Raw genomic sequence first — 22,588 nt, 5'->3', positions numbered from 1 at the left:
AAAGCTTATTAACTATTTTTGCAGTATGAATGAATTCCAACAATTAAGAGATACGTTAAACGAAAGTGTTTTAGAATCTAAATTTGTAAAACTAACTTTAAGTAAACCTATAAAGAAAAGTGATGGATTGCCAAACGTATATGTTCGTTTAGTAACTATTAAAGGAGCAGAAATGATGCAATTTACGTATCATTATACAACAAATGATAAGGTTAAAAATTATACGATTACCGAAGCATTATCTGAATTAGAAATCTTACTGATGGATAATTTTAGAGCGGCAACTTTATTTACATTATCTAAAGATTTATTGGTTTTTATATCAAAAAAGAAAAAGGTTTCTTATCGTGAAAATGCGGCAAGTTTTAAAAATAAATTACCGGTAACTCATGATAAACCAAAAGAGCGTTTAGCAGAAGCAGGTAGTTATTTACAGCATTTAGGTATTACAGATAAAGAAGGAAAGGTTATTCATAAAATGGCCGATAAATACCGTCAAATTAATAAATATTTAGAGATTATTGAAGGTTTATTAAAGTCTACCAAATTACCAAAACATATTAATATTGTTGATATGGGGTCTGGTAAAGGTTATTTAACATTTGCTTTGTATGATTATTTGGTAAATCAAAAAAAATACAGCGCTACAGTTACAGGTATTGAGTTACGTAAAGAATTAGTAGATTATTGTAACGATGTTGCCGAAAAATCTGAGTTTAAAAAATTATCGTTTGTAGCACAGCCAATTCAGGAATATGACAATAATAAAATTGATATTTTAATTGCTTTACATGCTTGTGATACCGCAACAGACGATGCCATTTACAAAGGATTATCAGCTAAAGCTGAATTAATTATTTGTGCACCATGTTGTCATAAACAAATCCGCCAGCAAGTAAAAGGAAAAGAGCAGGAGAGTCCGCTTTTAAAATACGGAATATTTAAAGAACGCCAATTCGAAATGGTTACTGATACTATTCGTGCGCTTATTTTAGAAAAAAGTAATTATAATACGAAAGTATTTGAATTTATAAGTAACGAACATACGCGTAAAAATGTAATGTTGGTAGCAAGTAAATCATCTAAAAAGAATGATATTTCTAAAATAGATGATAAAATATCTAGCTTAAAAGAAGCATATGCTATAGAAAGTCATTATTTAGAAACACTTACATAAGAGTATTTGATCCTGAAATAAATTCAAAAAGACGATTTGATATTTATAAAATATACTTTGATATATTTTATGAAAAAATCACCAATATTGGTGGTTTTTTTGTTTTTAAAAATCTCACATGTTTTAATAAAATAACTAGAAATATAAATATTAGCCATAATTTAATAAGGAGTCTAGCCCCGATTGTAGCATTTGTTAGAGCTCCTCGTAGAGAGCGAGTGCGAAAAGCGGGAAATAGCTTCTAAAAAAATATATTTAAAGCACTTTTATAAATTACAATTATAGTATTTTTACTTTATAAACTAAGTAAGTATGAAAAACTCCAAACTATTAATTATTGCAGCATTTTTTTCGATATATATTATATGGGGATCTACTTATTTATTTAATAAAATTGCGGTAACCGAATTGTCTCCTTTATTTTTGGCTTCTATTCGGTTTTTAGTGGCAGGTGTGTTGATTATGATCATTGCAACATTGTTAAAAATATCAATAAAAATTACCAAAACTCAACTTTTAAATTCTGCAATAGCAGGTTTTTTGTTTTTAGTATATGGAAACGGGGTGTTTGTTTGGGCTTTAAAATATGTTGATACAGGTTTTGCGGCATTATTAGCATCTACACAACCATTATTTGTGCTTTTTTTATTGCGCTTAATAGATGGTAAAAAAATGCAACGAAAATCAATAATCGGAGTGTTGTTTGGTTTAGCGGGAATGTATTTATTGGTAAGTCAGAAAGAAATAGCAACTTCTGAAGGCGGAGTTTTAGGTATTTTTATGATCTTAACCTGTGTGCTAAGTTGGAGCTACGGAAGTGTCTTTGTATCGAAAGCAGATTTACCTAAAAATTACTTGGTTGCTACGGGATATCAAATGTTAATAGCAGGATCTATATTAGCGGTATCAAGTTTAATTTTTAAAGAAACTTGGGTTTCACCACTAAATTGGGCTTCTAAAACACAAGGAGCTATGATATTCTTAGTTATTTTTGGTGGTATTGTCGCATTTACGGCCTTTAACTACCTTTTAAAATCAGTATCACCAGAAAAAGTGGCAACATCTGCTTATGTAAATCCGATAATAGCCTTGTTTTTAGGTTGGAGTTTATTAGATGAGCAACTTACTGAACAATCGGTAATAGCATCTGTAATTTTATTAACAGGTGTTTATTTTATTACATCTAGAAAAAGATTGGTGAAAACTGTTGCAAGAAAGGGATCGTAGTTAAATCCCTTCACCATTCACAAAAATTACAAGAGAGCCAAACTCATGAAAAATCGTTAAACCAGCTTCTTTTTTTCCTAAACTTTTTGGGGAGAAAAGAATATTGAATTTTAGTTTATCTTCTGTTAGATAAGTGCCTTCTGCAATTCCCTGAATTGTAAACTCACTAGCATTTTTACCTCGGATTTTTATATCGGTAACTTTTATTTTATAAGGGCATGTATTATAAATTTCGAATTCAATAATTTTATTTGTAAAAACAGCTGTTCCTAAAACATTATAACCTTGTGAGATTTTATCGAATTCTAAACACGATGCGCTTTTAATTTCATCTGCAACACATGAAGAAAGTGCGAAAATAAAAAGTAGAGAAAGGGTAAATAATAAGCTCTTTACTGTTTTCATAATTTATTTTTATAAGTGATATCAAAAATTCCACCAAACAACAAAAAACTTCATGATTTTACCGTTCGGATGTTTTATCCAGCATAAAGGTGCTCTTTTCTCTTCTAGAAAAGTGTTTGCTTCTTTAGTATAGCTTTCAAAATTTAACCAATCAATATTTGTATGTGCTTTTACCAACCAATCATGTTTATTCGGAATGTGAAATTTACATTTCTTAAATTGTTCGAGTTCTTTTAAGGTTGCATAAAAGCCAATAATACAGTCATTATTTATCAGAGGGAAATTGTTTCCAAATTCTTTTAACGGAACAAATAATTGGGCTTTAAAATAGAGTTGTTGATCAATTTCGTTGGTAACTAAATTTAATTTATCTAAATAAGTTTCGCATTGTTTGGAGTATAGTAGAGGTAATTGTTTTTCTTTAAGTTTGGTTAGTTTTTGTACTAATGAATCTTTTCTGTTTGGCCCAATCCAATGTGCTATTTCTGTATTTCCTACTGTATTATCATATAGATAAAATTTGTAAACAATTTCTACATGTATTGGTTTTTCATTTTTATATAAAATACAATCTAACTCGCCTAAAGTTAATTTTTCTTGTTGAATTTGAATGTTTTCTACAATAATTTTAATAGATGAGTCTTGCTGTAGCTCATAAGAAACAAAACGTTCTACTAATTTTCCTAAGCGTAAATTTTGAGTAATTACTGCGTTAAAAATAGCATTTTTGCTAGTATTTGTATCAAATTGTTGAAAATCAAAAACACCTTTTCCAATCCATAGAAAAGGTGTTTGTAAAAAGCCTTCGTATTGTAATTGTAGGTCTTTCGATTTTTTATCCATTAAAAAGAAATAGGATTATTTTTAATTTTATTAGCAATAAGAAAGCCTATTCCAGCACCAATTAAGATTCCGGAAATAAAATTAATAATTTCATTTTTTAGCATCAATTGTATTATGATTCCAATAAATATTAATGCGAGTCCTATGATTTCTTTTTTATTCATACTCGTTAAAGTTATAAAATTATTCTTTTATTCCTAATTTATCTAAAACTAATTGAGTGATATCAAAATTTTCATCAACATAACCAAATTCATTTCCATCGGTAGTTAAAATTTGAGTATAACCGTTTGCTTTAGCAACTTCGCTAATAACTTCACTCAGTTTTTTATATAACGGACGCATGTATTCTTCTCTTTGTAATTGCATCATTTTTGTACCGTTAACACGAAATTTTTGTAAATCTTTCTCTAAAGAAACCAACTCTTGATATTTTGTTTTTTTATCAGCTTCACTTAGTGTTTTTTGAGTTTCATTAAAAGCTTGAGATTTTGCTTGAAATTCTGTAGCTTTAATACTAAAAGAAGAATCTAATTTTTTACCTGAATTTTCAACTCTTCGTAAAACACTTTTCATTTGCGGCATTTTACCAATAATTAAGTTACTATTTACAGTGCCTAACTTAGTTTGTGAAAATGTTATGGTTGATAAAAGGATTACGGCTAAAAATATAATTTTTGATTTCATTGTTTTTGTTAATTATTTCGACAAATATATAAAAGTGAATATCCTAAGTTCTTTAAAATTCGTTAAATTTTATTTTCTAGCGATTGTATAACTTGTTTTACAGGATTTTTAAAATCAAACCAAACGATTTCTTTATCTTTTCTAAACCAAGTTCCTTGTCGTTTTGCAAAACGACGTGTGTTTTTTTTAATTTCTTCAATAGCAAACTCTTTGGTGAAATTGCCATCTAAATATTCAAATAACTCTCTATAACCAACCGTTTTTAAAGCATTTAATTTTTTATGAGGATACATTGTTTTAGCTTCTTCTAATAAACCAGTATCCATCATCATATCAACACGTTTATTAATACGATCGTACATGATTTGTCTATCCGCAGTCAATCCAATTTTTATCGATTGAAAATTACGAGGTGCTTTTGGTTTGTTTTTAAACGAAGCGTATGTTTTACCTGTACCTATACAAATTTCTAAAGCACGCATAACACGATGCGGATTATCAATAGTTATCGAATTATACGTTTCAATATCTAGTGATTTCAATTTGTTTTGAAGTGTTTCTATGCCGTTTTCTTCTAATTCTTTGGTAAGATTTATTCTTATTGATGGATCAATTTCTGGAAAATAATCTAACCCTTTTAAAACAGCATCAACATATAAACCACTACCACCAACCATTATTTGAATTGGATTTTTCATGAATAATTCATCTAACTTACTTAAAGTATCTTTCTCAAACTGACCAACAGAATACTCTTCGAAAATGCTTTTATTTTGAATAAAATGATGTGTAGCTGCTGCCAATTCATCAGAATCAGGCACGGCAGTTCCGATAGTCATTTCTTTAAAAAACTGACGAGAATCACACGAAATAATATCGCAATTAAAATGCTGTGCTAATTTTATGCTAAGTGCAGTTTTACCAATAGCTGTAGCACCAACAATGGTTATTAATATATTTTTTTGAGACATTTAATTAAGTTTTGTTCCGCAGTTATAACAAAATTCAGCATCATCTTTATGCCCCGTAGTTGAACAACCAGCGCATTTTTTTGAATCTGATAAAACTTGTTTTCTTGCCATTTCAGAACTTACAATTCCTGTAGGAATCGCAATAATAGCGTATCCAATAATAACAGTAATACTTGCGATTAATTGACCTAAAGCAGTTTGTGGAGCAATGTCACCGTAACCAACTGTTGTTAATGTTACGATAGACCAGTATATGCTTCTAGGAATACTTGTAAAACCATTTTCAGCACCTTCTATAAAATACATTACAGAGCCTAAAATAATACAAATGATAAGCACAAAATATAAAAACACACCTATTTTAGCTTTACTAGCGTTTAAAGATTTTATAAGTTGATTAGATTCACCCACATATCTCGAAACCTTAAGGATTCGAAAAATTCGTAGTAATCTAAACGCTCTTAACGCAACTAAACTATGTGAACCTATTAAAAATAGTGATAAGTATTTAGGTATGGTAGATAAAAAATCAACAACGCCATAAAAACTAAAAATATATTTTGATGGTTTTTTAATAGATATTATTCTAGCAAAATATTCTATTGTAAATAAGAAGGTAATTACCCATTCAGCAGTATTTAAAAAATCATGGTACTTAGTATCAAAACTTTCAATACTCTCTAGCATAACTAATAAAATACTAATTAAAATGGCAAATAGTAACACGATGTCAAACAACTTACCGGCAGGAGTATCAGTGCCGTAAATTACATCATGTAATTTGTCTTTCCAATTTTTAGTTTTGTCTTCCAAGAATATATGTTTGTGATGTTTAAATACTACTACAAATTACTTTCTACCTGTAGTCTTACTATTTTAGATACTTTATTTTTAAGTAAATAATTTTTAATAATTGTCTTGGCTAAATCAGCACTTTCTATTTTGGTAAGCATTGATTTTAATATACTTAAATTATTTTCCTGAAAAGCTAAGTTAGTATACGTGTACCCTAAAACGATATTTTTTTCTATTAAAATAACAGCATGTTCTTCGGGAGTTCTACCTTTATCGATTATCAGTAAATTATCATGGTTAAAGCCTTTGTTGGCATTTTTTAATCTGCGAATAACATTAAATTTTGGTTTTAATCTTGTTAGCTCTAAATGATACTTTAATCTTGTAAAAAGAGGGTTGCCAGTTTCTTGATGCGTAACATCATTAACTCTTTTTATTATTTTTTTAGCTTTAGGACTGTCTTTTATGAAGAGTTTATTTACTTCTTGTTTTATGTTTTTACCTCTACCTATAAATATAATAGTACCTTGTTCATTGTGTACATAAAATACACCTTGTTTTTCAGGTAATTTATTTAATATTTTTATAAAAAGTTGTTTTTCTTGCCTTTTATCAGCATATTTTATTGATTGTTGAATAATACTTTTACCAAGATCTTTTTCTAATAATAATTTAAATAACTGTATAGTTGCTAAAGCATCTCCATTAGCTCTGTGCCTATCAGACATAGGAATACCAATAAAACGACACAATTTACCTAAACTATGTGAAGGAGATTCGGGAATTAATTTTTTACTAAGCGCTACAGTACAAAGTGTATTTCTTTTAAAATCATAACCTAAACGCTTAAATTCTATACGTAAAATGCGGTAATCAAAATTAGCGTTGTGAGCAATAATAATACATCCTTCAGTAATTTCTATAATTCGTTTTGCAACCTCGTAAAACTTAGGTGCATTTCGAAGCATTTTATTATTTATACCTGTTAATTTAACAACAAATTCTTGAATATCTCTTTCTGGATTTACCAAACTAATAAACTGATCGACTACTTGGTGTCCATCAAATTTATGAATAGCAATTTCAGTCATTCCTTCTTCATTAAATTTCCCTCCAGTTGTTTCAATATCTAATATTGCGTACAATTTTTTCTTTTTTTAGCTGATTAATGTAAATCTAAACAATATAATTTCGAACTCCAAAAATAGCACTACCAATTCGCACCATATTACTACCATTTTCGATCGCTAATTGATAGTCACCGCTCATTCCCATTGATAATATAATGAGTTTCGAGTTTTTACTTTGGTTTTTAGTGAAAAATGTAGCCAACGATGAAAATTCTTCTTTTAACTGCTCCTGATTATCGGTAAAAGTAGCCATTCCCATAAAGCCAACAACTTTTATGTTTTGTAATTCAGAAAATTCTTCTGATGAAATAATTTTATCAATATCTAAAAAAGACAAGCCAAATTTGGTATCTTCTTTTGCAATACGAGCTTGAAGTAAGCAGTTAATTACACGGTTGTGTTTTTTAGCTTGTTTGTTAATTTCTTTCAAGGTTTTAAAACTATCTACCCCGTGAATTAAATCAACAAAATGTGCCATGTATTTTACTTTGTTGCGTTGTAAATGCCCAATCATATGCCATTTAATGTCTTTTGGTAAAGCATCAAACTTTGTAACCATTTCCTGAATTTTGTTTTCACCAAATACACGCTGGCCAGCATCGTATGCTTCTTGAAGGTCGGCAATAGGTTTGGTTTTAGAAACAGCAACTAAGGTTACATTTTCTGGAATAGTATTTTTTATTTCTTGAAGATTTTCTTTAATTCTTGTCATCTTATCAAAATTCATAAATAGTTAAAGCACTTCTTAGTTTAGGTTCTATATAAGTTGTTTTAGGCGGCATTAACATATTTGCATCCACAATTTCTTTTAACTCGTTTATAGTAGTTGGTAACATTCCGAAAGAAACTTTAAAATCGCCACTATCAACTTTTGTTTTCAACTCTAAACTGTCTGATTTATCTTGCGAATACATTATTTTTGATGCATTTCTGATATCTTCAATTCCTAATATCGGATTTAAAATGGTTTGATATAAAATTTCAGCATCTAATTTACTTAAAGCATCTGTGAATTTATAAACTGATTTACGCAAGTGCAAAGCGTAAAAATCTCCATTTAAATACATGCTAAATTGATGCTTTTCTTTTGGTTTGTATAATTCCTGACCTCTGTTTTCTATCCTAAAAAAGGTGTCTAATTCAATTAAAAACTCATCAACAGCTAAGCCGTTTAAATCTTTTATAAATCGATTAAATTCATAAATACTTAGTTGGCTTTCTGGCAGCAAATAGCTCATGAAGAAATTATATTTTTCGTTACCAGTATGCTTCAAATTTTCTTTTGCTAAGTTTTTTGCAAGTAAACAAGCAGAAGTAGAGCGATGATGGCCATCAGCAATATATAAAGTGTTTACCTGTGAAAAAGCATTAGAAATTTGAGCAATATCTTTTTCATCATCAATAACCCATAATAAATGTGAATCTTTATCGGTTGTAGAAAATTCGTATTCAGCTCTGTTTTTACGATATTTTTCAATAATACTATTAATAGTATCATTATCAGGATACGTTAAAAGCACAGGTTCTGCATTAAACCCAGTGTTTTTTAAGTAGTTTTCGAATAATAATTCTCTTTCTCTTAAAGTGCCTTCGTGTTTTTTAATGATATTGTTATGGTAATCTTCTACAGAGGTAGCTGCTATAATTCCGCAAAAAGAATTTGTAGGTGTAGTTTTTTGATAAATATAAAAACCAGGATTCTTATCTTTTGTGAAAATACCATCTTCTTTAAATTCTAAATAACGATTGTGTACCAATTTAAAGCGTTGTTCACCAGTAATATCTTGTTTATGATATTTATACCCAGGATTAATTACATGTAAAAATGTATAAGGATTAAAAGCTAGCTTAGCGTTTAACATTTCTGGTGGATAAACCTCATATGATTTAGAAGATACCATGGCAACTTTATCTCGAGTTGCTCGTACTGCTTTAAATGGTTTTACAATTGCCATTAATAATTTGAGTTTTTAATGTAAAGAATTAATAATTTTATCAGCCAACTCTGTGCCTATTTTATGCTGTGCTTCTATAGTGTAAGAAGCAATATTAGGACTTAAAGAAAGTTCTGGATTCATTAATAACTGAATCTCTGGGTTTGGTTGGTTTTCGAAAGTATCTAAGCCTGCATACTTTACTTTACCACTTCCTATAGCATTAATTAAGGCAACCTCATCTACCAATCCACCTTGAGCAACGTTAATAAAACCAACTCCGTCTTTCATTTTTTCAAATTCTTTAACACCAATTAGATGATTTTCTTGTGCTGATAAATGCAAACTGATAAAATGTGCTTCCTTTAAGAGGTCATCAGAACTTAACATATCAATTTGAATATCAATAATTTCACCGTTAAAAAACTCCACCGGAATTGTTATCGTATTATCGAAGTTAACATCAAAGGCAACCACTTTCATTCCAAGTCCTAAAGCTAGTTTAGCTACTTGTTGTCCTGCAGCACTCATACCAATAATACCAAGTGTTTTACCACGTAATTCGGTTCCGTTAGAAAATTGAGATTTTAAAGCATTAAAACTTACATCACCTTCTAAAGGCATTTCTCTGTTGGCTTGGTGTAAATAACGTACCATTCCTAATAAATGCGCAAAAACTAATTCGGCAACAGCATTGGCACTAGCATCAGAAATATTTACAACTTGTAAACCAGCTTCTTCTGCATAAATAACATCTATGTTGTCGTTATTTGTGCTTGCGTTTGCAATTAACTTTAAGGTTGGACAATTATCTATAAGTTCAGCATGTATTTCTGTAGTATTTTTAATAATGATGACATTAATTTCTTCATCATTTATAAAATTCTCTAATTGCTCTTGCGCAACTTTAGTAACTATTACTTCAAATCCTGCATTTTCTAAAGTAGCTTTTCCACTTTCTGAGATTCCGTCGTTTGCTAATATTTTCATTCTTACTTTTATAATGTCATTGCGAGGAATAAAATGATATGAAAATCATTATAAATAGATTTCTTCACTTTGTTCGGAATGACGTTTGTATTATGCTTTTCGTTCTAATTCTTGCATTACATCTACCAATGCTTGCACACTATATAATGGCAATGCATTGTACATGCTTGCTCTATAACCACCAACACTTATGTGACCATCTAAACCATTAATATTGGCTTCTTTCCACATGGTGTTGAATTTTTCCTTTAAATTATTGTTTGTTAAAGAAAAGGTAGCGTTCATGTGGCTTCTATCTTCTTCAACAACAGCTCCTTTAAATAAAGGGTTTCTATCTATTTCACTATATAAAAGCGCTGATTTTTGCTTGTTTACTTTTTCTATAAACTCAATTCCGCCTAAATCTTTTAACCACTCTAAAGTTAACATAGATGTATACACGGCAAAAACAGGTGGCGTATTAAACATGCTATCTTTATCAATAAAAGTTTGATAGTTTAACATTGATGGAATCTCGCGTGTTACTTTTCCTAAAATATCTTCTTTTACAATTACTAAAGTTGTTCCGGCAGGACCCATGTTTTTTTGGGCACCAGCATATATTAAATCAAATTTTGAAAAATCTAATTGACGCGAAAATATATCAGAACTCATATCACAAATTAATGGAACATTGGTTTCTGGAAATTTTTTTATTTGTGATCCGTAAATTGTATTGTTACTCGTGCAATGAAAATAATCTACATCTGTAGGGATTTCATATCCTTTAGGAATGTAATTAAAGTTTTTATCTTCGGATGAAGCTACCTCAACCAATTCGCCAAATAATTTTGCTTCTTTAATAGCTTTGCTACTCCAAGTACCGGTATTTAAATACGCTGCTTTTTTGTTTAGCAAATTATAAGCTGTCATTAAAAACTGATTGCTTGCTCCGCCTTGTAAAAAGAGCGCTTTGTAGCCTTTGTTTTTTAAGCCTAATAATTCTAAAGCTAAACTTCGTGCGTTTTCAATAACAGCAACAAAAGGTTTGCTTCTGTGCGATATTTCTAACAACGATAAATTATCATCATTAAAGTTTATAATAGCTTCAGAAGCTTTTTGTAACACTTCTTCAGGTAAAATACAAGGACCTGCACTAAAGTTATGTTTTTTCATTATTTAGTAGTCTTTTCTTAGTACAAAGGTGCGAAATTTATAAGGAGTTTATCTTTAAATTTTTGATAAAAATTCTAAGGTATTTACGCCATCAGCATAATCCCATAATTGCGGATTTTGTGTTTCGCCAAAAGCAATTTCTCTTTCCATAAAATTATTGGCAACTACGCACTGTATTTTTTCTTCGTCTTGCTTTAGTTTTGTTTTTAAATCATCTGCATTGTCGTAATATTCATAAAAAACAGAAGCGATAGGAGAGGCGTAGCTTTGATCCTCCTTAATCATTAAAAATCCGTTTTCTAAAATATCAAACTCGCTCATTAAGTATACCGCTTTGTTGTAATCGTAATTATTGGCATATTTTGCATTGTTGATGATTTCTTGTTTGTTAAACATTCCTGTAAAAAAAGGATCGAAATTATAATCTTTAGGAACATATAATTTAGATACCGAACGACAACCTAATCCGAAGTAACAAAATACATCGTTACTTAAATTTTCAAAATCTTGTGCAGTTTCGTTTCCTGTTAAAACAGCAACCGAATTTCTACTTTTTCTAATAATACTAGGTTTGTCTTTAAAATAGTACTCGAAATAACGCGCCGTATTGTTACTTCCTGTAGCAATAACCGCATCAAAACCAGTTAATTTTTGTTCCGTAAACGTAATTTTACCTTTTAATTCTGGCTGAACATATTCTAAATATTTAGCTAAAAAAGGCAATAAGCTTTTGTCGTTAGAAGATTGTTTAACTAAAACCGAATGCCCAGAAATTAAAACAGATAAAAAGTCATGAAATCCGACTAACGGAATATTTCCGGCCATAATAACGGCAACTTGCTTAGTGTCGTTTTTACCTAAACTTTCGTTAGCAATCCATTGTTGAATATTTTCGTTTGTTAAGGCTTTAGACCAACTTTCGGAAGCAAACAATAAGTTTTCTTTGGTAAACCAAGTATTTTTTTCTCCTGCTATTTTTAATTGATGTTTAAACCCTTCAAAAAACAAATCATTGAACTGGATATCGTTTTTTTGAGCAGTTTCTTTTTGGGTAAACTGGCTTAAAAATTTCCCTAATTCTACAAAAGCTGAAATTCTATTTTGGATTGTATCCATTTATTTTGTTTCTAAGTTAATTTGGAACTATTTTTGCGATTGCAAAGTTACAAAACTGAAACAGATTAATTATGGCAATTATTATAACAGATGAATGTATAAATTGTGGTGCATGTGAACCAGAATGTCCGAATACAGCAATTTATGAAGGAGCTGATGATTGGAAATATGCAGACGGAACAGATTTAACTGGAAATGTGGTTTTACCAAATGGTAAAAAAGCAAATGCAGATGAAACTCAAGAGCCTATTTCTGATGAAATATATTACATTGTTGCAGACAAGTGTACCGAATGTAAAGGTTTTCATGAAGAGCCTCAATGTGCAGCAGTTTGTCCTGTAGATTGTTGTGTTCCTGATGATGATAACGTTGAAACTGAAGAAGCGTTGTTAAGTAAGCAGAAGTTTATGCATAACGAATAAAAATATTTTAGAAATATAAAAAAGTCCTGAGTTTAGCTCAGGACTTTTTTTTTCCCAAAAAAGCCGAAATCGTTACGATTTCGGCTTTTTATCAAATAATTATAAAAACGTGTAATATTAAAATTGATAATTAACCGATAAGTTAAACATAGTACCTAATTGGCTAAATTGATAACCGTCATACGTCATTTGAGAATAACGTTGGTTAAAAGTAATTAAGTTAGACTGAACTTTTACTCGAGTAGGATCAGCTAAAAGAGCTTTACCATCTGCATTTTCTGCTTTAAAGTTCCATTCAGGTAAAACGTTTAATAAGTTGTTTACGTTTAAGGCAACTGTCCAGTGATTATCTACATTATAGTTTATACCTAAATCGGTAACAACATTAGGTGTGAATTCTGTTCTTAAATTAGAATCCATTCCTGATTGTTTAAATGTGGTTTTACCAAAATAGGTGTTATTTAAAGAAAAATCGAATTTACCTACGTTGTAATTAGCTCCTAAAATCCATTTTGTTTTTGGCCTAGAAGTAAATAATAAGGCTTCTTGTGTAGCATCAATAATTTCAGTTCCGTTTAAAGTAGGTATACTACTTGTTCTTTCATTAGAAATAGTGTAATTACCTGATAAATTTAAACCAATTTTTCCATTACCTAATTCAATTCCTTTATAACCAACTACTACATCTAAACCAGATGTTTCAGTATCAAAAGCATTAGAGAAATAACTAATAGTACCAAATTGAGTAGCTAATTCGTTACTTAAAATTACACGGTCCTTTATTTTTATGTTATAGTAATCAAAAGTAAAACTTAAATTTCTTGTTGGTTTACCACCAATACCTACGGTAACATTTGTTGATTTTTCAGCATCAAGTTTAGGAACTCCTAATTGTTTTGCTTGTGGTGATACATTATTAATTAAACCACTAACTTGAATAGCTTGTCCAGGAACAAAAGAATATTGAGATTTTTGTGTATAAATTTGGTGCAATGTAGGTGCTCTAAACCCTGTAGAAACAGAACCTCTTAAACTGTACTTATCTTCAGCAAATTTATAACGAGAACTAATTTTCCAAACAAATGCGCTTCCAAAATCTGAATAATTTTCAGCTCTTACTGTTGTATTAATTAAAAAATCTTTATTAACATCCCAATCTAAACTAGCATATCCTCCTAAATTATATCGATTAAATTTTCCTGAATTTTCAGGTCTGTTACCCGCAAATGAATCAGCACCAAGACCATCATAAGAGGCTAAATCACCTTCAATAACTTCAAAAGTTTCAGATCTAAATTCAGATCCAAAAGCGATTGAAACTTCATCAGATAATATTTTAGAAATATCAATATTTCCTACAATATGACTAAATGCTGTTCCTCCAGGTTTAAAAGCAATAGGGCTATTTCCTTGGTATAACAAATTACCCCTAATTAATTCAACACCTTCATTAATGTCTATTGTTCCATTACTATCCATATCATAAGGAGTAACATCAACTACTCCATTACCATTTAAATCACCTAAATACTCATTTTCACCTCTTGTATTTGATCTGTTATGAGAATTAGTTACGCTATAAGTCTGCTCATTACCACCAATAGTAATACTGGCATCTGTATTCCATCCATTTTTTTCTGATTTAATACCTAAAGTTGCATTGTAATCATTTAAATTACCTTCAAAAGTAGGTAGATATCCATCATATCCTCCTGCATTGTTGGGGTTGTTACCCGGAAAAAAATCTGCTAAATAATCAAACTCATCTACAGCTCTCCAAAAAGGAGTTCTGTAATTTGCAAAACTATTTACTTTTTTGTAAACATAAGCAGCATCAAAATATAAACTACTTTTTTCAGTTAAGTTATATTTTCCATTAATTAAAAATTTTGCAGCTGTAGTTTCAGGAGAGCCATTAATGTTTCCTGCATCAGGTTTTCTTGATAAAAATTCTTGAACATCAGATAATGAACCACCAAAATCGGCCATTTCACCTGTAATATCAACTTTTCCTGGTCTATTAGCTAAAGCTACCTTAGAAAAATCAACAGTATAATTAATAAAGCCATTTTCTTCCCCAATTGATGTACCGTTATTAACACTTACTCCTAACATTTCTCCATCACCTTCACCAGTAATACCTGATCTGAATGTGGCAGAACCATTTTTATAGTCATCTTTTAAGATTATATTCATAACCCCTGCAATAGCATCAGAACCATATTGAGCAGAAGCTCCATCACGTAAAATTTGAATAGATTTTATAGCGTCTGTAGGAATACCTGAAATATCTGCACCAGTTTCTCCACGCCCTGGTGAAGTTTGTGTATATAATAAAGCAGATAAGTTTTTACGTTTACCGTTAATTAAAACTAATGTTCTACTAGGTCCCATATTTCTAATTTCATACGGATCTAGTAAAGAAGTAGCATCATTAACCGGTGTTTGTACTGTATTAAATGAAGGTATCTTATATTGTAGCGCTTTATCGAAAGATGTTTGCCCAGTAGATTGTAAGTCTTTAGAGGAAACAATATCTATAGGTAAAGCACTTGTGGTGTTACTTCTAGAAGGTGTCCTAGAACCTGTTATGATTACTTCGTCTAACTCCAATCCCTCTTTAAGAACAATATTGAAATTAGTTTTTCCATTAACAGCTATTTCTTGAGTTTCAAAACCAGAGAAACTAATAATAAGTGTAGCGTTTGTATTTACACTTAAACTAAAATTTCCATCTAAATCAGAAGAACCACCATTGGTAGTTCCTTTCTCTAGAATATTAGCACCAGGTAAAGGGCTGTTCCCTGTGTCTTTAATTGTTCCTTTAATTTGTATTTGAGCACTTAAAAAGTGCACACTGGCAAGCATAAATACAATAAAAAAAAGTGTTTTTTTTCTCATAATTTTTAATTTAGGTTAGTTAAATTTTCTTAAATGTAGTAAAAATCAATTAATTACAGTTTTTTATTTTAATTTTTAATGTTTTTTATTGAAAAAATTTATGATTGATAATAAAAACCAAAATAGTATATTTGCAAACGCAAAATTTTCAATAAAAGAACAGAATGAAAGCAGGAATTGTAGGGTTACCAAACGTAGGAAAATCAACGTTATTTAATTGTTTATCTAATGCAAAAGCGCAAAGTGCTAACTTTCCTTTTTGTACTATCGAACCGAATGTAGGTGTTGTAAATGTGCCAGATCCTAGAATTCAGGTTTTAGAAGGTATGGTAAATCCAGAAAGAGTAGTGCCTGCAACTGTAGAGATTGTAGATATTGCAGGATTGGTAAAAGGAGCAAGTAAAGGAGAAGGATTAGGAAATCAATTCTTAGCAAATATTCGTGAAACAGATGCAATTATTCATGTTTTACGTTGTTTTGATAATGAAAATATAATTCATGTTGACGCTTCTGTAGATCCTATTAGAGATAAAGAAACGATTGATATTGAATTGCAATTAAAAGATTTAGAAACTGTTCAGAAGCGTTTAGAGCGTGTAAAAAGAACCGCTAAAACTGGTAATAAAGAAGCGCAAATAGAATTAGAAATTTTATTAAGAATTGAAAAAACTTTATTAGAAGGGGTTTCAGTAAGAGCTATTGAGTTTTCAGAAAAAGACCAAGAAATTGTTCAGTCATTACAATTTATTACTGCAAAGCCAGTGTTATATGTATGTAATGTTGATGAAGGTGCTGCTGTAAACGGTAACGATTATGTAACCAAAGTAAGAGAAGCTGTAAAAGATGAAAATGCAGAAGTAATTGTTTTAGCAGTGGGTACAGAAGCCGATATTACGGAGTTAGACGATTACGAAGAGCGTGAAATGTTTTTAGCTGATATGGGCTTAAAAGAAGCAGGAGCTTCTGTTTTAATTAGAGCAGCATATAAGTTATTAAACTTACAAACTTATTTTACCGTAGGTGTAAAAGAAGTAAGAGCTTGGACAATTAATATTGGAGATACTGCACCACAAGCAGCCGGAGTAATTCACACCGATTTCGAAAAAGGATTTATCCGTGCCGAAGTAACTAAGTACCAAGATTATACTACTTTAGGTGGTGAGCAAAAAGTAAAAGAAGCAGGTAAATTAGGTATTGAAGGTAAAGAATACGTTGTGCAAGACGGTGATATTATGAATTTTAGATTTAACGTTTAAAATACTAGTTTGGGCGTTCGAGCGGGCTTTCATTACTCGCTTTTTTTATTGTATTCTCGATAATAATTTGCGAAAAGCAAATTCACTCGAATAGACAATAAAAAAGAGCTCAAACAAATCATTCAATCCCTAACGCAAAAGCATAAAATATATAAACGCTGTCGATTTTTTCTACAGCGTTTTTTTGTACCTTTCAAACTGTAAAAAATCAACATCTATGCAATTAGAAAAATCAACGCTTCAATTTTTAAAAGAATTAAAAGAAAACAACAATCGCGATTGGTTTGCAATACAAAAAGATGCTTTTAAAGAAGTGCAAGACCATGCAAAAGATTTTTACGCACACATAAGAGAAGATTTAGAAAAACACGATGAAATAGATAAATTTAAGTTATTCAGAATTTATAGAGATGTTCGTTTTTCGAAAGACAAAACACCATATAAACCACATTTTGCAGGCTCTTTTTCTAGAAAAGGAAAACATTTACGTGGAGGGTATTACTTACGCATTCGTCCGGGAGAAAGTTTTTTAGCAGGCGGATTTTGGGAACCTAATAAAGAAGATTTATTACGTATTCGGAAAGAAATAGAAATGGATGCTGCTGATTTTAGAACTATTTTAAAAGATCCAGAATTTGTAAAGAATTTTGGAGATAGTTTTGATGGGGCTGAACTAAAATCTGCGCCAAGAGGATTCGATAAGAACCATCCTGATATCGATTTACTACGAAAAAAAGGATTTATTGCAGTTCGTAATTTTACAGATCAAGAAGTACTATCTAAAGATTTTTTATCAGAAGTAAATACATCTTTTAAAGCTTTACGTCCGTTTTTTAACTTAATGAGCGATGTGTTAACTACAAATTTAAATGGGGAAAGCCTAATTTAAACTTCGTTTAATCTCTCTATTTAAATATAAGTAAGTAACCAACGTAGCTAATATATCAGCAATAGGAAAAGACATCCAAACACCGTTTATGCCAAAAAATTTAGGTAAAATATATACTAACGGAATTAAGAAAAACCCTTGCTTTAATAAAGTTAACAATAAAGCAGGCAAAGCTTTTCCGGCTGCTTGAAAATAAGCAGAACCTATTAATTGTATTGTAATGACTGGCGTAGCTAAAAATGTTATAATTAAAGCACTAGAAGTAAGGTTAATCAGATCAACATCATCAGTAAAAAGGCTTACGAGTTCAGTAGGAAAAACCATTATTAATATAAAAATAAGTGTAGCTATTGCTGTACCAAAAGTTATCGCAATTTTTATAGATTCTTTAACCCTTACGGCATTGTTAGCACCATAATTAAAACCTGCAATAGGTAAAAAACCTTGTGTTATACCTAATACAGGAAAGAGAGAAAATAGCATTACGCGGTTTATAATTCCGTATACTGCAATTGATATTTCTCCGCCATATTTAAATAACGTATAATTTAAAATAATTATTAAAAGACTAATGGTTCCTTGCCTGATAATGGTAATTCCACCTAAAGCAATAATTTCTTTTAAAATTGAAAAATCAATACTAAAATACTTCGGAATAATTTTTAATTCGGTGTTTTTAGATAAGAAAAACCATAATATAAATAAACCACTTACTGCATAAGAGAAAGAAGTTGCTAATCCGGCACCATACATTCCCATATCCATAAACTTTATAAAAACAATATCTAAAAGAATGTTTATAATGGCAGGAAAAATTAAGGTAAGCATGGCATAATTAGGTTTTCCAACGGCTCTTACCACGGGATTTCCCATCATAGCAAAAGCTAAAAAAGGAACTCCCCAAAGAATTACATTAAAATAATCGGTAGCAGGAGTTAATATTTCTCCTTTAGCACCAAACAATTGTAAAAGCGGAAAACCAAAAAAGATACCTATAGCTACAAATAATACAGATAAGAAAACAGTTAAACTAATTTGATTTCCGAATACTTTAAAAGCTTTAGAGGTATCACCTTTACCTAAAGCTCTTGAAATAATAGAACTACCACCAATACCAATTCCCATTCCGATAGATGAAATTAAAAAAGCGATCGGCAAAACAACGGTAATGGCAGCAATTGCCATTACACTAATCCAACGACCCACAAAAATAGTATCGACAATCATATTTAACGACATTACTAAAATTCCTATAGAAGCAGGTATTGCTTGTTTTAAAAGAAGTTTACTAATCTTTTCGGTACCAAAGTTACTTGTAGTTTTATTCATACTTAGTTTTCAATCTTCGAAGATCAGCAATAAAATGATATAGATATAAAATCGAGGGTATATTTAAGTAATAATTAACATCATTGGCGTAGTTTTGTGAAATGAATTTTCATGAAAAAAAATACATTGCTACTGCAAATGAAATAGATGAGTACAACCATGTTAATAATGTGGTATATGTAAAATGGATGCAGGAAGTATCTGCAGATCATTGGTCGCTGTTAATAAAAGATGCACCAAAACCAGATTATGTTTGGTTTGTAATTCGCCATGAAATAGATTACAAACAGCAAGGTGCTTTAGGAGATGAAATTACCGTTAAAACGTGGGTTGGTGAAACAGCAGGAATAAAATCTGTTCGCCATTTCGAAATACGAAGAGGAGCAACTCTTTTAGTGAAGTCGCAAACTACATTTTGTCTTTTAGACGCAAAAACACAAAAGCCCAAAAGAGTTACTAAAGAAATAACAAACTTACTTTTAGGGAAAAAATAAAGCAATATCTTTGCATTTATAAATAAAGAGAATGACAACATTTACAGCATTAGGAATACGAAAAGAATATGTTCAGGGATTAAAGGAGTTAGGAATAACAACACCTACTGAAGTACAAGAACAAACAATACCTTATTTATTACAAAACGATGCTGATTTTATTGGGTTGGCACAAACAGGTACGGGTAAAACTGCTGCCTATGGTTTGCCTGCTTTACATAAGATAGATACATCAAAAGACACAATTCAGGCGCTAATATTATCGCCTACAAGAGAGTTGGTGCAACAAATAAAAAAACAATTATTTAAGTTTACAAAATATGTAGATGATAAGATTTTTATAGAAGCTGTTTATGGTGGAGAAAAAATTGACCGTCAAATTAATAATCTAAAAAGAACTACACATGTAGTAGTCGCAACTCCAGGTCGTTTAATTGATTTGATAGAAAGAGGTGAAGTTGATTTAAAAGACATTAACACCTTGGTGCTTGATGAAGCTGATGAAATGTTAAGTATGGGGTTTAAATTAGATATAAACCGTATTTTAAAATATACTTCAGGCACAAGAAAAACATGGTTGTTCTCGGCAACAATGCCAGATGAAATAAGAAATATTATTAAAAAATATATGGATGCTTCAGCAAAACAGGTTGAAGTGAATAAAAACTCATTGGTAAACGCAAACATAACGCATCAGTTTGTGCAAACTACAATTCCAGAAAAAGTAGATGTAATTGTTAAGTTTTTAGAAAAAAGAAATGCTGAAAGAGGAATTATTTTTGCTAGAACAAAAGCAGGAGCTCAAAAATTAACGAAAGAGTTAAAAGAAGAAGGTTTTTCTGTAGAGGCTTTAGAAGGTGATATGCAGCAAAGAGATCGTGAAAAAGTAATGCGTGCTTTTAAAAATGAAAGTCTTCAAATTTTAGTATCAACAGATGTTGCCGCAAGAGGAATTGATGTACATAATTTAGGTTTTGTTGTACATCATCAATTACCAGAACAAATTGAATATTACACACACAGAAGTGGTAGAACTGCAAGAGCAGGTAAAAAAGGAGTTTCTTTAGTATTGATTCTTAACAATGAAAGAAATAATATAAAAGAGGTAGAAAGAACTTTACAAATACGAATTTCTGAAATAAAGATATAAGTGGATATTATTTATGCTCTTGACATTGCAGGTACATTTGCATTTGCCATAAGTGGCTCACTAGTGGCAATGAAAAAAAACTTTGATTTATTCGGAGTTATTATTATTGCTTTTGTTACCGCAGTAGGTGGTGGTATGATGCGAGATGTTTTAATTAATGCACATCCAATAAATTGGATTGGTGATATTAATTATATCTGGACGATTTTAATAGCTGTAGCTGTTACATTTCTTTTTAGAAGTAAAATTGCGCCGCTAAGAAAAACCATGTTTCTATTTGATACTATTGGTATAAGTGTATTCACATTATTAGGATTAGAGAAAGGATTAGCATACGATTTACACCCGTTTATTGCATTGGTTATGGGAATGGTTTCTGCCGTTTTTGGTGGAGTAATAAGAGATGTACTTACCCGAAAAGTACCGCTAATCTTTAAAAAAGAAATATATGCTTCCGCTTGCTTAGCAGGCGGTGTGGTATATCTTATTTTGGCAAACTTTAAAATAAACGACGATCTTCATTTTATAATACCAGCAATTGTTATTTTTATTATAAGAACAATTGCTGTAAAATATGAATTAGAGTTACCAAAAGTAAAAGATGATGTTTATGGTAAGTAAATAATAGTATTGATATGAGTAAATTAGTTTTTGAAAATTTAGCAGCATTACATAGTTTAGAAGGGAAAACATTGCCAGAAGGAACTTGGTTTACAGTTACTCAACAAATGATTAATGATTTTGCCAATGCTACTTTAGATAAACAATGGATTCATGTTGATGAAGAAAAAGCAGCTAAACACTCTCCTACAGGATCTACGATAGCTCACGGATTTATGTCTGTTGCCATGTTGTCAGAGTTAATATCAGATTTAATAGTAATTAAAAGTGTTAAAATGGGCTTGAATTATGGATTAAATAAAGTCCGTTTTCCAAATTCAGTCCCAGTAAATAGTCAATTACGATTGATAAGTGCTTTAAAACAAATTGAAGATTTTACTAACGGAAAAAAATTAACGTTCAATTGCTTGATAGAAATAAAAGGGCAAGAAAAACCAGCTTGTGTGGCTGAATTTATTTTTGTCTTAATAGAATAATAAAGCTGTCTAAAAAGACAGCTTTATTATTTTAAATACTAAGATAGCCAGCCGTTGCTTTCACACTTTTTAGTATGCCATAGTATAAAAAAGGCAAATCCGATAACCATAAAAGGCATTATTAAAACTCCAGCACCATATACCTCTATAGCTCCACTTATAAACACGTTGTATGTCATTTGTATAACAATAGCTATTAGAGAAATTAAGAATATAGGTTTTGCTATTTTTTTACGTAGTAATAAAAATACACTTCCAAGAAAACCTCCAAAAACAGCAATGGCAAAAGCGGCCATAACCCAAGACGGAGTGTTTTGCGCCATTTCTAATACTTTTTCATCAGGATACATTGCTTTAAAAGTAGTAGTGTTATAAGCTTGCTGTAGGTATTGATTAACACCCATTGCATTCCATAATAATGAAATTACACCAATAACCCAAAACAAGGTATTTGGTTTCTTTGAATTTGTCATAAGTTTAAAATTTTAGTTAGTTGCCTCTAAAATAAGTATAAACGATTATATATGAAAATTTATAAAAGTGGCGAGTGTTGTTTTAAGCTAAAACAAGTAATCTTAAAAAAGTGTTAAAGTAAGGTTTCTGTGTAACGATGTAAGAAC

The 22,588-nt window shown here is 30.4% G+C and carries 24 protein-coding genes; 9 read left to right on the top strand and 15 right to left on the bottom strand.

Annotated elements, in window-relative coordinates; all coding sequences use genetic code 11:
* The first annotated feature begins 25 nt into the window (after positions 1-25).
* Both AC28QF_RS02210 and AC28QF_RS02205 read left to right on the top strand, forming a co-directional pair.
* Positions 26-1,177, top strand: coding sequence for a class I SAM-dependent methyltransferase (locus AC28QF_RS02210; protein ID WP_488199985.1), 1,152 nt, complete (start codon positions 26-28; stop codon positions 1,175-1,177).
* Positions 1,178-1,489: 312 nt separating this feature from the next.
* A complete protein-coding gene (locus AC28QF_RS02205; RefSeq protein WP_488199986.1) occupies positions 1,490-2,404 on the top strand; it encodes an EamA family transporter in 915 nt (304 codons plus the stop codon).
* Here AC28QF_RS02205 and AC28QF_RS02200 read toward each other — a convergent pair whose 3' ends face one another.
* From AC28QF_RS02200 to AC28QF_RS02145, 12 genes are all read right to left on the bottom strand, one after another.
* On the bottom strand, positions 2,405-2,809 hold the full coding sequence (locus AC28QF_RS02200; protein ID WP_488199987.1) for a hypothetical protein: 405 nt from the start codon (positions 2,807-2,809) through the stop codon (positions 2,405-2,407).
* 21 nt (positions 2,810-2,830) lie between these two features.
* A complete protein-coding gene (locus tag AC28QF_RS02195) occupies positions 2,831-3,652 on the bottom strand; it encodes a DUF1853 family protein (RefSeq protein WP_488199988.1) in 822 nt (273 codons plus the stop codon).
* Positions 3,652-3,816: a hypothetical protein gene (locus AC28QF_RS02190; protein WP_488199989.1), complete on the bottom strand. Its 165-nt coding sequence runs from the start codon at positions 3,814-3,816 to the stop codon at positions 3,652-3,654. Before AC28QF_RS02190 ends, AC28QF_RS02195 begins: the two co-directional genes overlap by 1 nt.
* 19 nt (positions 3,817-3,835) lie before the next feature.
* Positions 3,836-4,339 (bottom strand): OmpH/Skp family outer membrane protein, encoded by a 504-nt coding sequence (locus AC28QF_RS02185; protein WP_488199990.1) that lies wholly within the window; start codon positions 4,337-4,339, stop codon positions 3,836-3,838.
* 62 nt (positions 4,340-4,401) lie between these two features.
* Complete coding sequence (gene miaA / locus AC28QF_RS02180; protein ID WP_488199991.1) at positions 4,402-5,310, bottom strand: tRNA (adenosine(37)-N6)-dimethylallyltransferase MiaA; 909 nt, start codon at positions 5,308-5,310, stop codon at positions 4,402-4,404.
* On the bottom strand, positions 5,311-6,123 hold the full coding sequence (locus AC28QF_RS02175; RefSeq protein WP_488199992.1) for an ion transporter: 813 nt from the start codon (positions 6,121-6,123) through the stop codon (positions 5,311-5,313).
* A gap of 29 nt (positions 6,124-6,152) precedes the next feature.
* Positions 6,153-7,250: an exonuclease domain-containing protein gene (locus tag AC28QF_RS02170; protein ID WP_488199993.1), complete on the bottom strand. Its 1,098-nt coding sequence runs from the start codon at positions 7,248-7,250 to the stop codon at positions 6,153-6,155.
* Between the two features lie 31 nt (positions 7,251-7,281).
* Positions 7,282-7,947 (bottom strand): YggS family pyridoxal phosphate-dependent enzyme, encoded by a 666-nt coding sequence (locus tag AC28QF_RS02165; RefSeq protein WP_488202405.1) that lies wholly within the window; start codon positions 7,945-7,947, stop codon positions 7,282-7,284.
* 4 nt (positions 7,948-7,951) lie between these two features.
* Positions 7,952-9,190, bottom strand: coding sequence for a DUF1015 domain-containing protein (locus AC28QF_RS02160; protein WP_488199995.1), 1,239 nt, complete (start codon positions 9,188-9,190; stop codon positions 7,952-7,954).
* 15 nt (positions 9,191-9,205) lie between these two features.
* Positions 9,206-10,159: an NAD(P)-dependent oxidoreductase gene (locus AC28QF_RS02155; RefSeq protein WP_488199996.1), complete on the bottom strand. Its 954-nt coding sequence runs from the start codon at positions 10,157-10,159 to the stop codon at positions 9,206-9,208.
* 90 nt (positions 10,160-10,249) lie between these two features.
* Positions 10,250-11,314: a 3-phosphoserine/phosphohydroxythreonine transaminase gene (gene serC / locus AC28QF_RS02150; protein ID WP_488199997.1), complete on the bottom strand. Its 1,065-nt coding sequence runs from the start codon at positions 11,312-11,314 to the stop codon at positions 10,250-10,252.
* Positions 11,315-11,368: 54 nt separating this feature from the next.
* Positions 11,369-12,430, bottom strand: coding sequence for an acyl-CoA reductase (locus tag AC28QF_RS02145; protein WP_488199998.1), 1,062 nt, complete (start codon positions 12,428-12,430; stop codon positions 11,369-11,371).
* 71 nt (positions 12,431-12,501) lie between these two features.
* Between AC28QF_RS02145 and AC28QF_RS02140 the strand changes: the two genes are divergently transcribed.
* Positions 12,502-12,852 (top strand): 4Fe-4S dicluster domain-containing protein, encoded by a 351-nt coding sequence (locus AC28QF_RS02140; protein WP_488199999.1) that lies wholly within the window; start codon positions 12,502-12,504, stop codon positions 12,850-12,852.
* Positions 12,853-12,969: 117 nt separating this feature from the next.
* Here AC28QF_RS02140 and AC28QF_RS02135 read toward each other — a convergent pair whose 3' ends face one another.
* Positions 12,970-15,753 carry a TonB-dependent receptor gene (locus AC28QF_RS02135; RefSeq protein ID WP_488200000.1) on the bottom strand — a complete coding sequence of 928 codons (2,784 nt, stop codon included), beginning with the start codon at positions 15,751-15,753 and terminating at the stop codon, positions 12,970-12,972.
* Positions 15,754-15,917: 164 nt separating this feature from the next.
* Between AC28QF_RS02135 and ychF the strand changes: the two genes are divergently transcribed.
* Both ychF and AC28QF_RS02125 read left to right on the top strand, forming a co-directional pair.
* Positions 15,918-17,009, top strand: coding sequence for a redox-regulated ATPase YchF (gene ychF, locus AC28QF_RS02130; RefSeq protein WP_488200001.1), 1,092 nt, complete (start codon positions 15,918-15,920; stop codon positions 17,007-17,009).
* Positions 17,010-17,226: 217 nt separating this feature from the next.
* Positions 17,227-17,898 (top strand): DUF2461 domain-containing protein, encoded by a 672-nt coding sequence (locus tag AC28QF_RS02125; protein ID WP_488200002.1) that lies wholly within the window; start codon positions 17,227-17,229, stop codon positions 17,896-17,898.
* Here AC28QF_RS02125 and AC28QF_RS02120 read toward each other — a convergent pair.
* Entirely contained in the window at positions 17,890-19,227 is a 1,338-nt protein-coding gene (locus AC28QF_RS02120; RefSeq protein WP_488200003.1) for an MATE family efflux transporter, read from the bottom strand. The two genes, AC28QF_RS02125 and AC28QF_RS02120, sit on opposite strands and share 9 nt — an antisense overlap.
* Before the next feature lie 101 nt (positions 19,228-19,328).
* On the opposite strand from AC28QF_RS02120, the gene AC28QF_RS02115 reads away from it, so the two are divergent.
* Genes AC28QF_RS02115 through AC28QF_RS02100 form a run of 4 tightly spaced genes read left to right on the top strand, consistent with a single transcriptional unit; the run spans position 19,329 to position 21,968 of the window.
* Complete coding sequence (locus AC28QF_RS02115; RefSeq protein ID WP_488200004.1) at positions 19,329-19,721, top strand: acyl-CoA thioesterase; 393 nt, start codon at positions 19,329-19,331, stop codon at positions 19,719-19,721.
* 31 nt (positions 19,722-19,752) lie between these two features.
* Positions 19,753-20,871 carry a DEAD/DEAH box helicase gene (locus AC28QF_RS02110; protein WP_488200005.1) on the top strand — a complete coding sequence of 373 codons (1,119 nt, stop codon included), beginning with the start codon at positions 19,753-19,755 and terminating at the stop codon, positions 20,869-20,871.
* Positions 20,872-21,492 carry a trimeric intracellular cation channel family protein gene (locus AC28QF_RS02105; RefSeq protein WP_488200006.1) on the top strand — a complete coding sequence of 207 codons (621 nt, stop codon included), beginning with the start codon at positions 20,872-20,874 and terminating at the stop codon, positions 21,490-21,492. It abuts the gene before it with no gap.
* A 14-nt stretch (positions 21,493-21,506) separates the two neighbouring features.
* Positions 21,507-21,968: a MaoC family dehydratase gene (locus tag AC28QF_RS02100; protein WP_488200007.1), complete on the top strand. Its 462-nt coding sequence runs from the start codon at positions 21,507-21,509 to the stop codon at positions 21,966-21,968.
* A gap of 38 nt (positions 21,969-22,006) precedes the next feature.
* Here AC28QF_RS02100 and AC28QF_RS02095 read toward each other — a convergent pair whose 3' ends face one another.
* The gene (locus AC28QF_RS02095) at positions 22,007-22,441 is read right to left on the bottom strand and encodes a hypothetical protein (protein ID WP_488200008.1); all 435 of its coding nucleotides are present in this window, start codon (positions 22,439-22,441) and stop codon (positions 22,007-22,009) included.
* Between the last annotated feature and the right edge of the window lie 147 nt (positions 22,442-22,588).

This window comes from Tenacibaculum sp. M1.3A (assembly GCF_057732375.1).
This window is presented reverse-complemented; position numbering and strand designations above follow the sequence as displayed.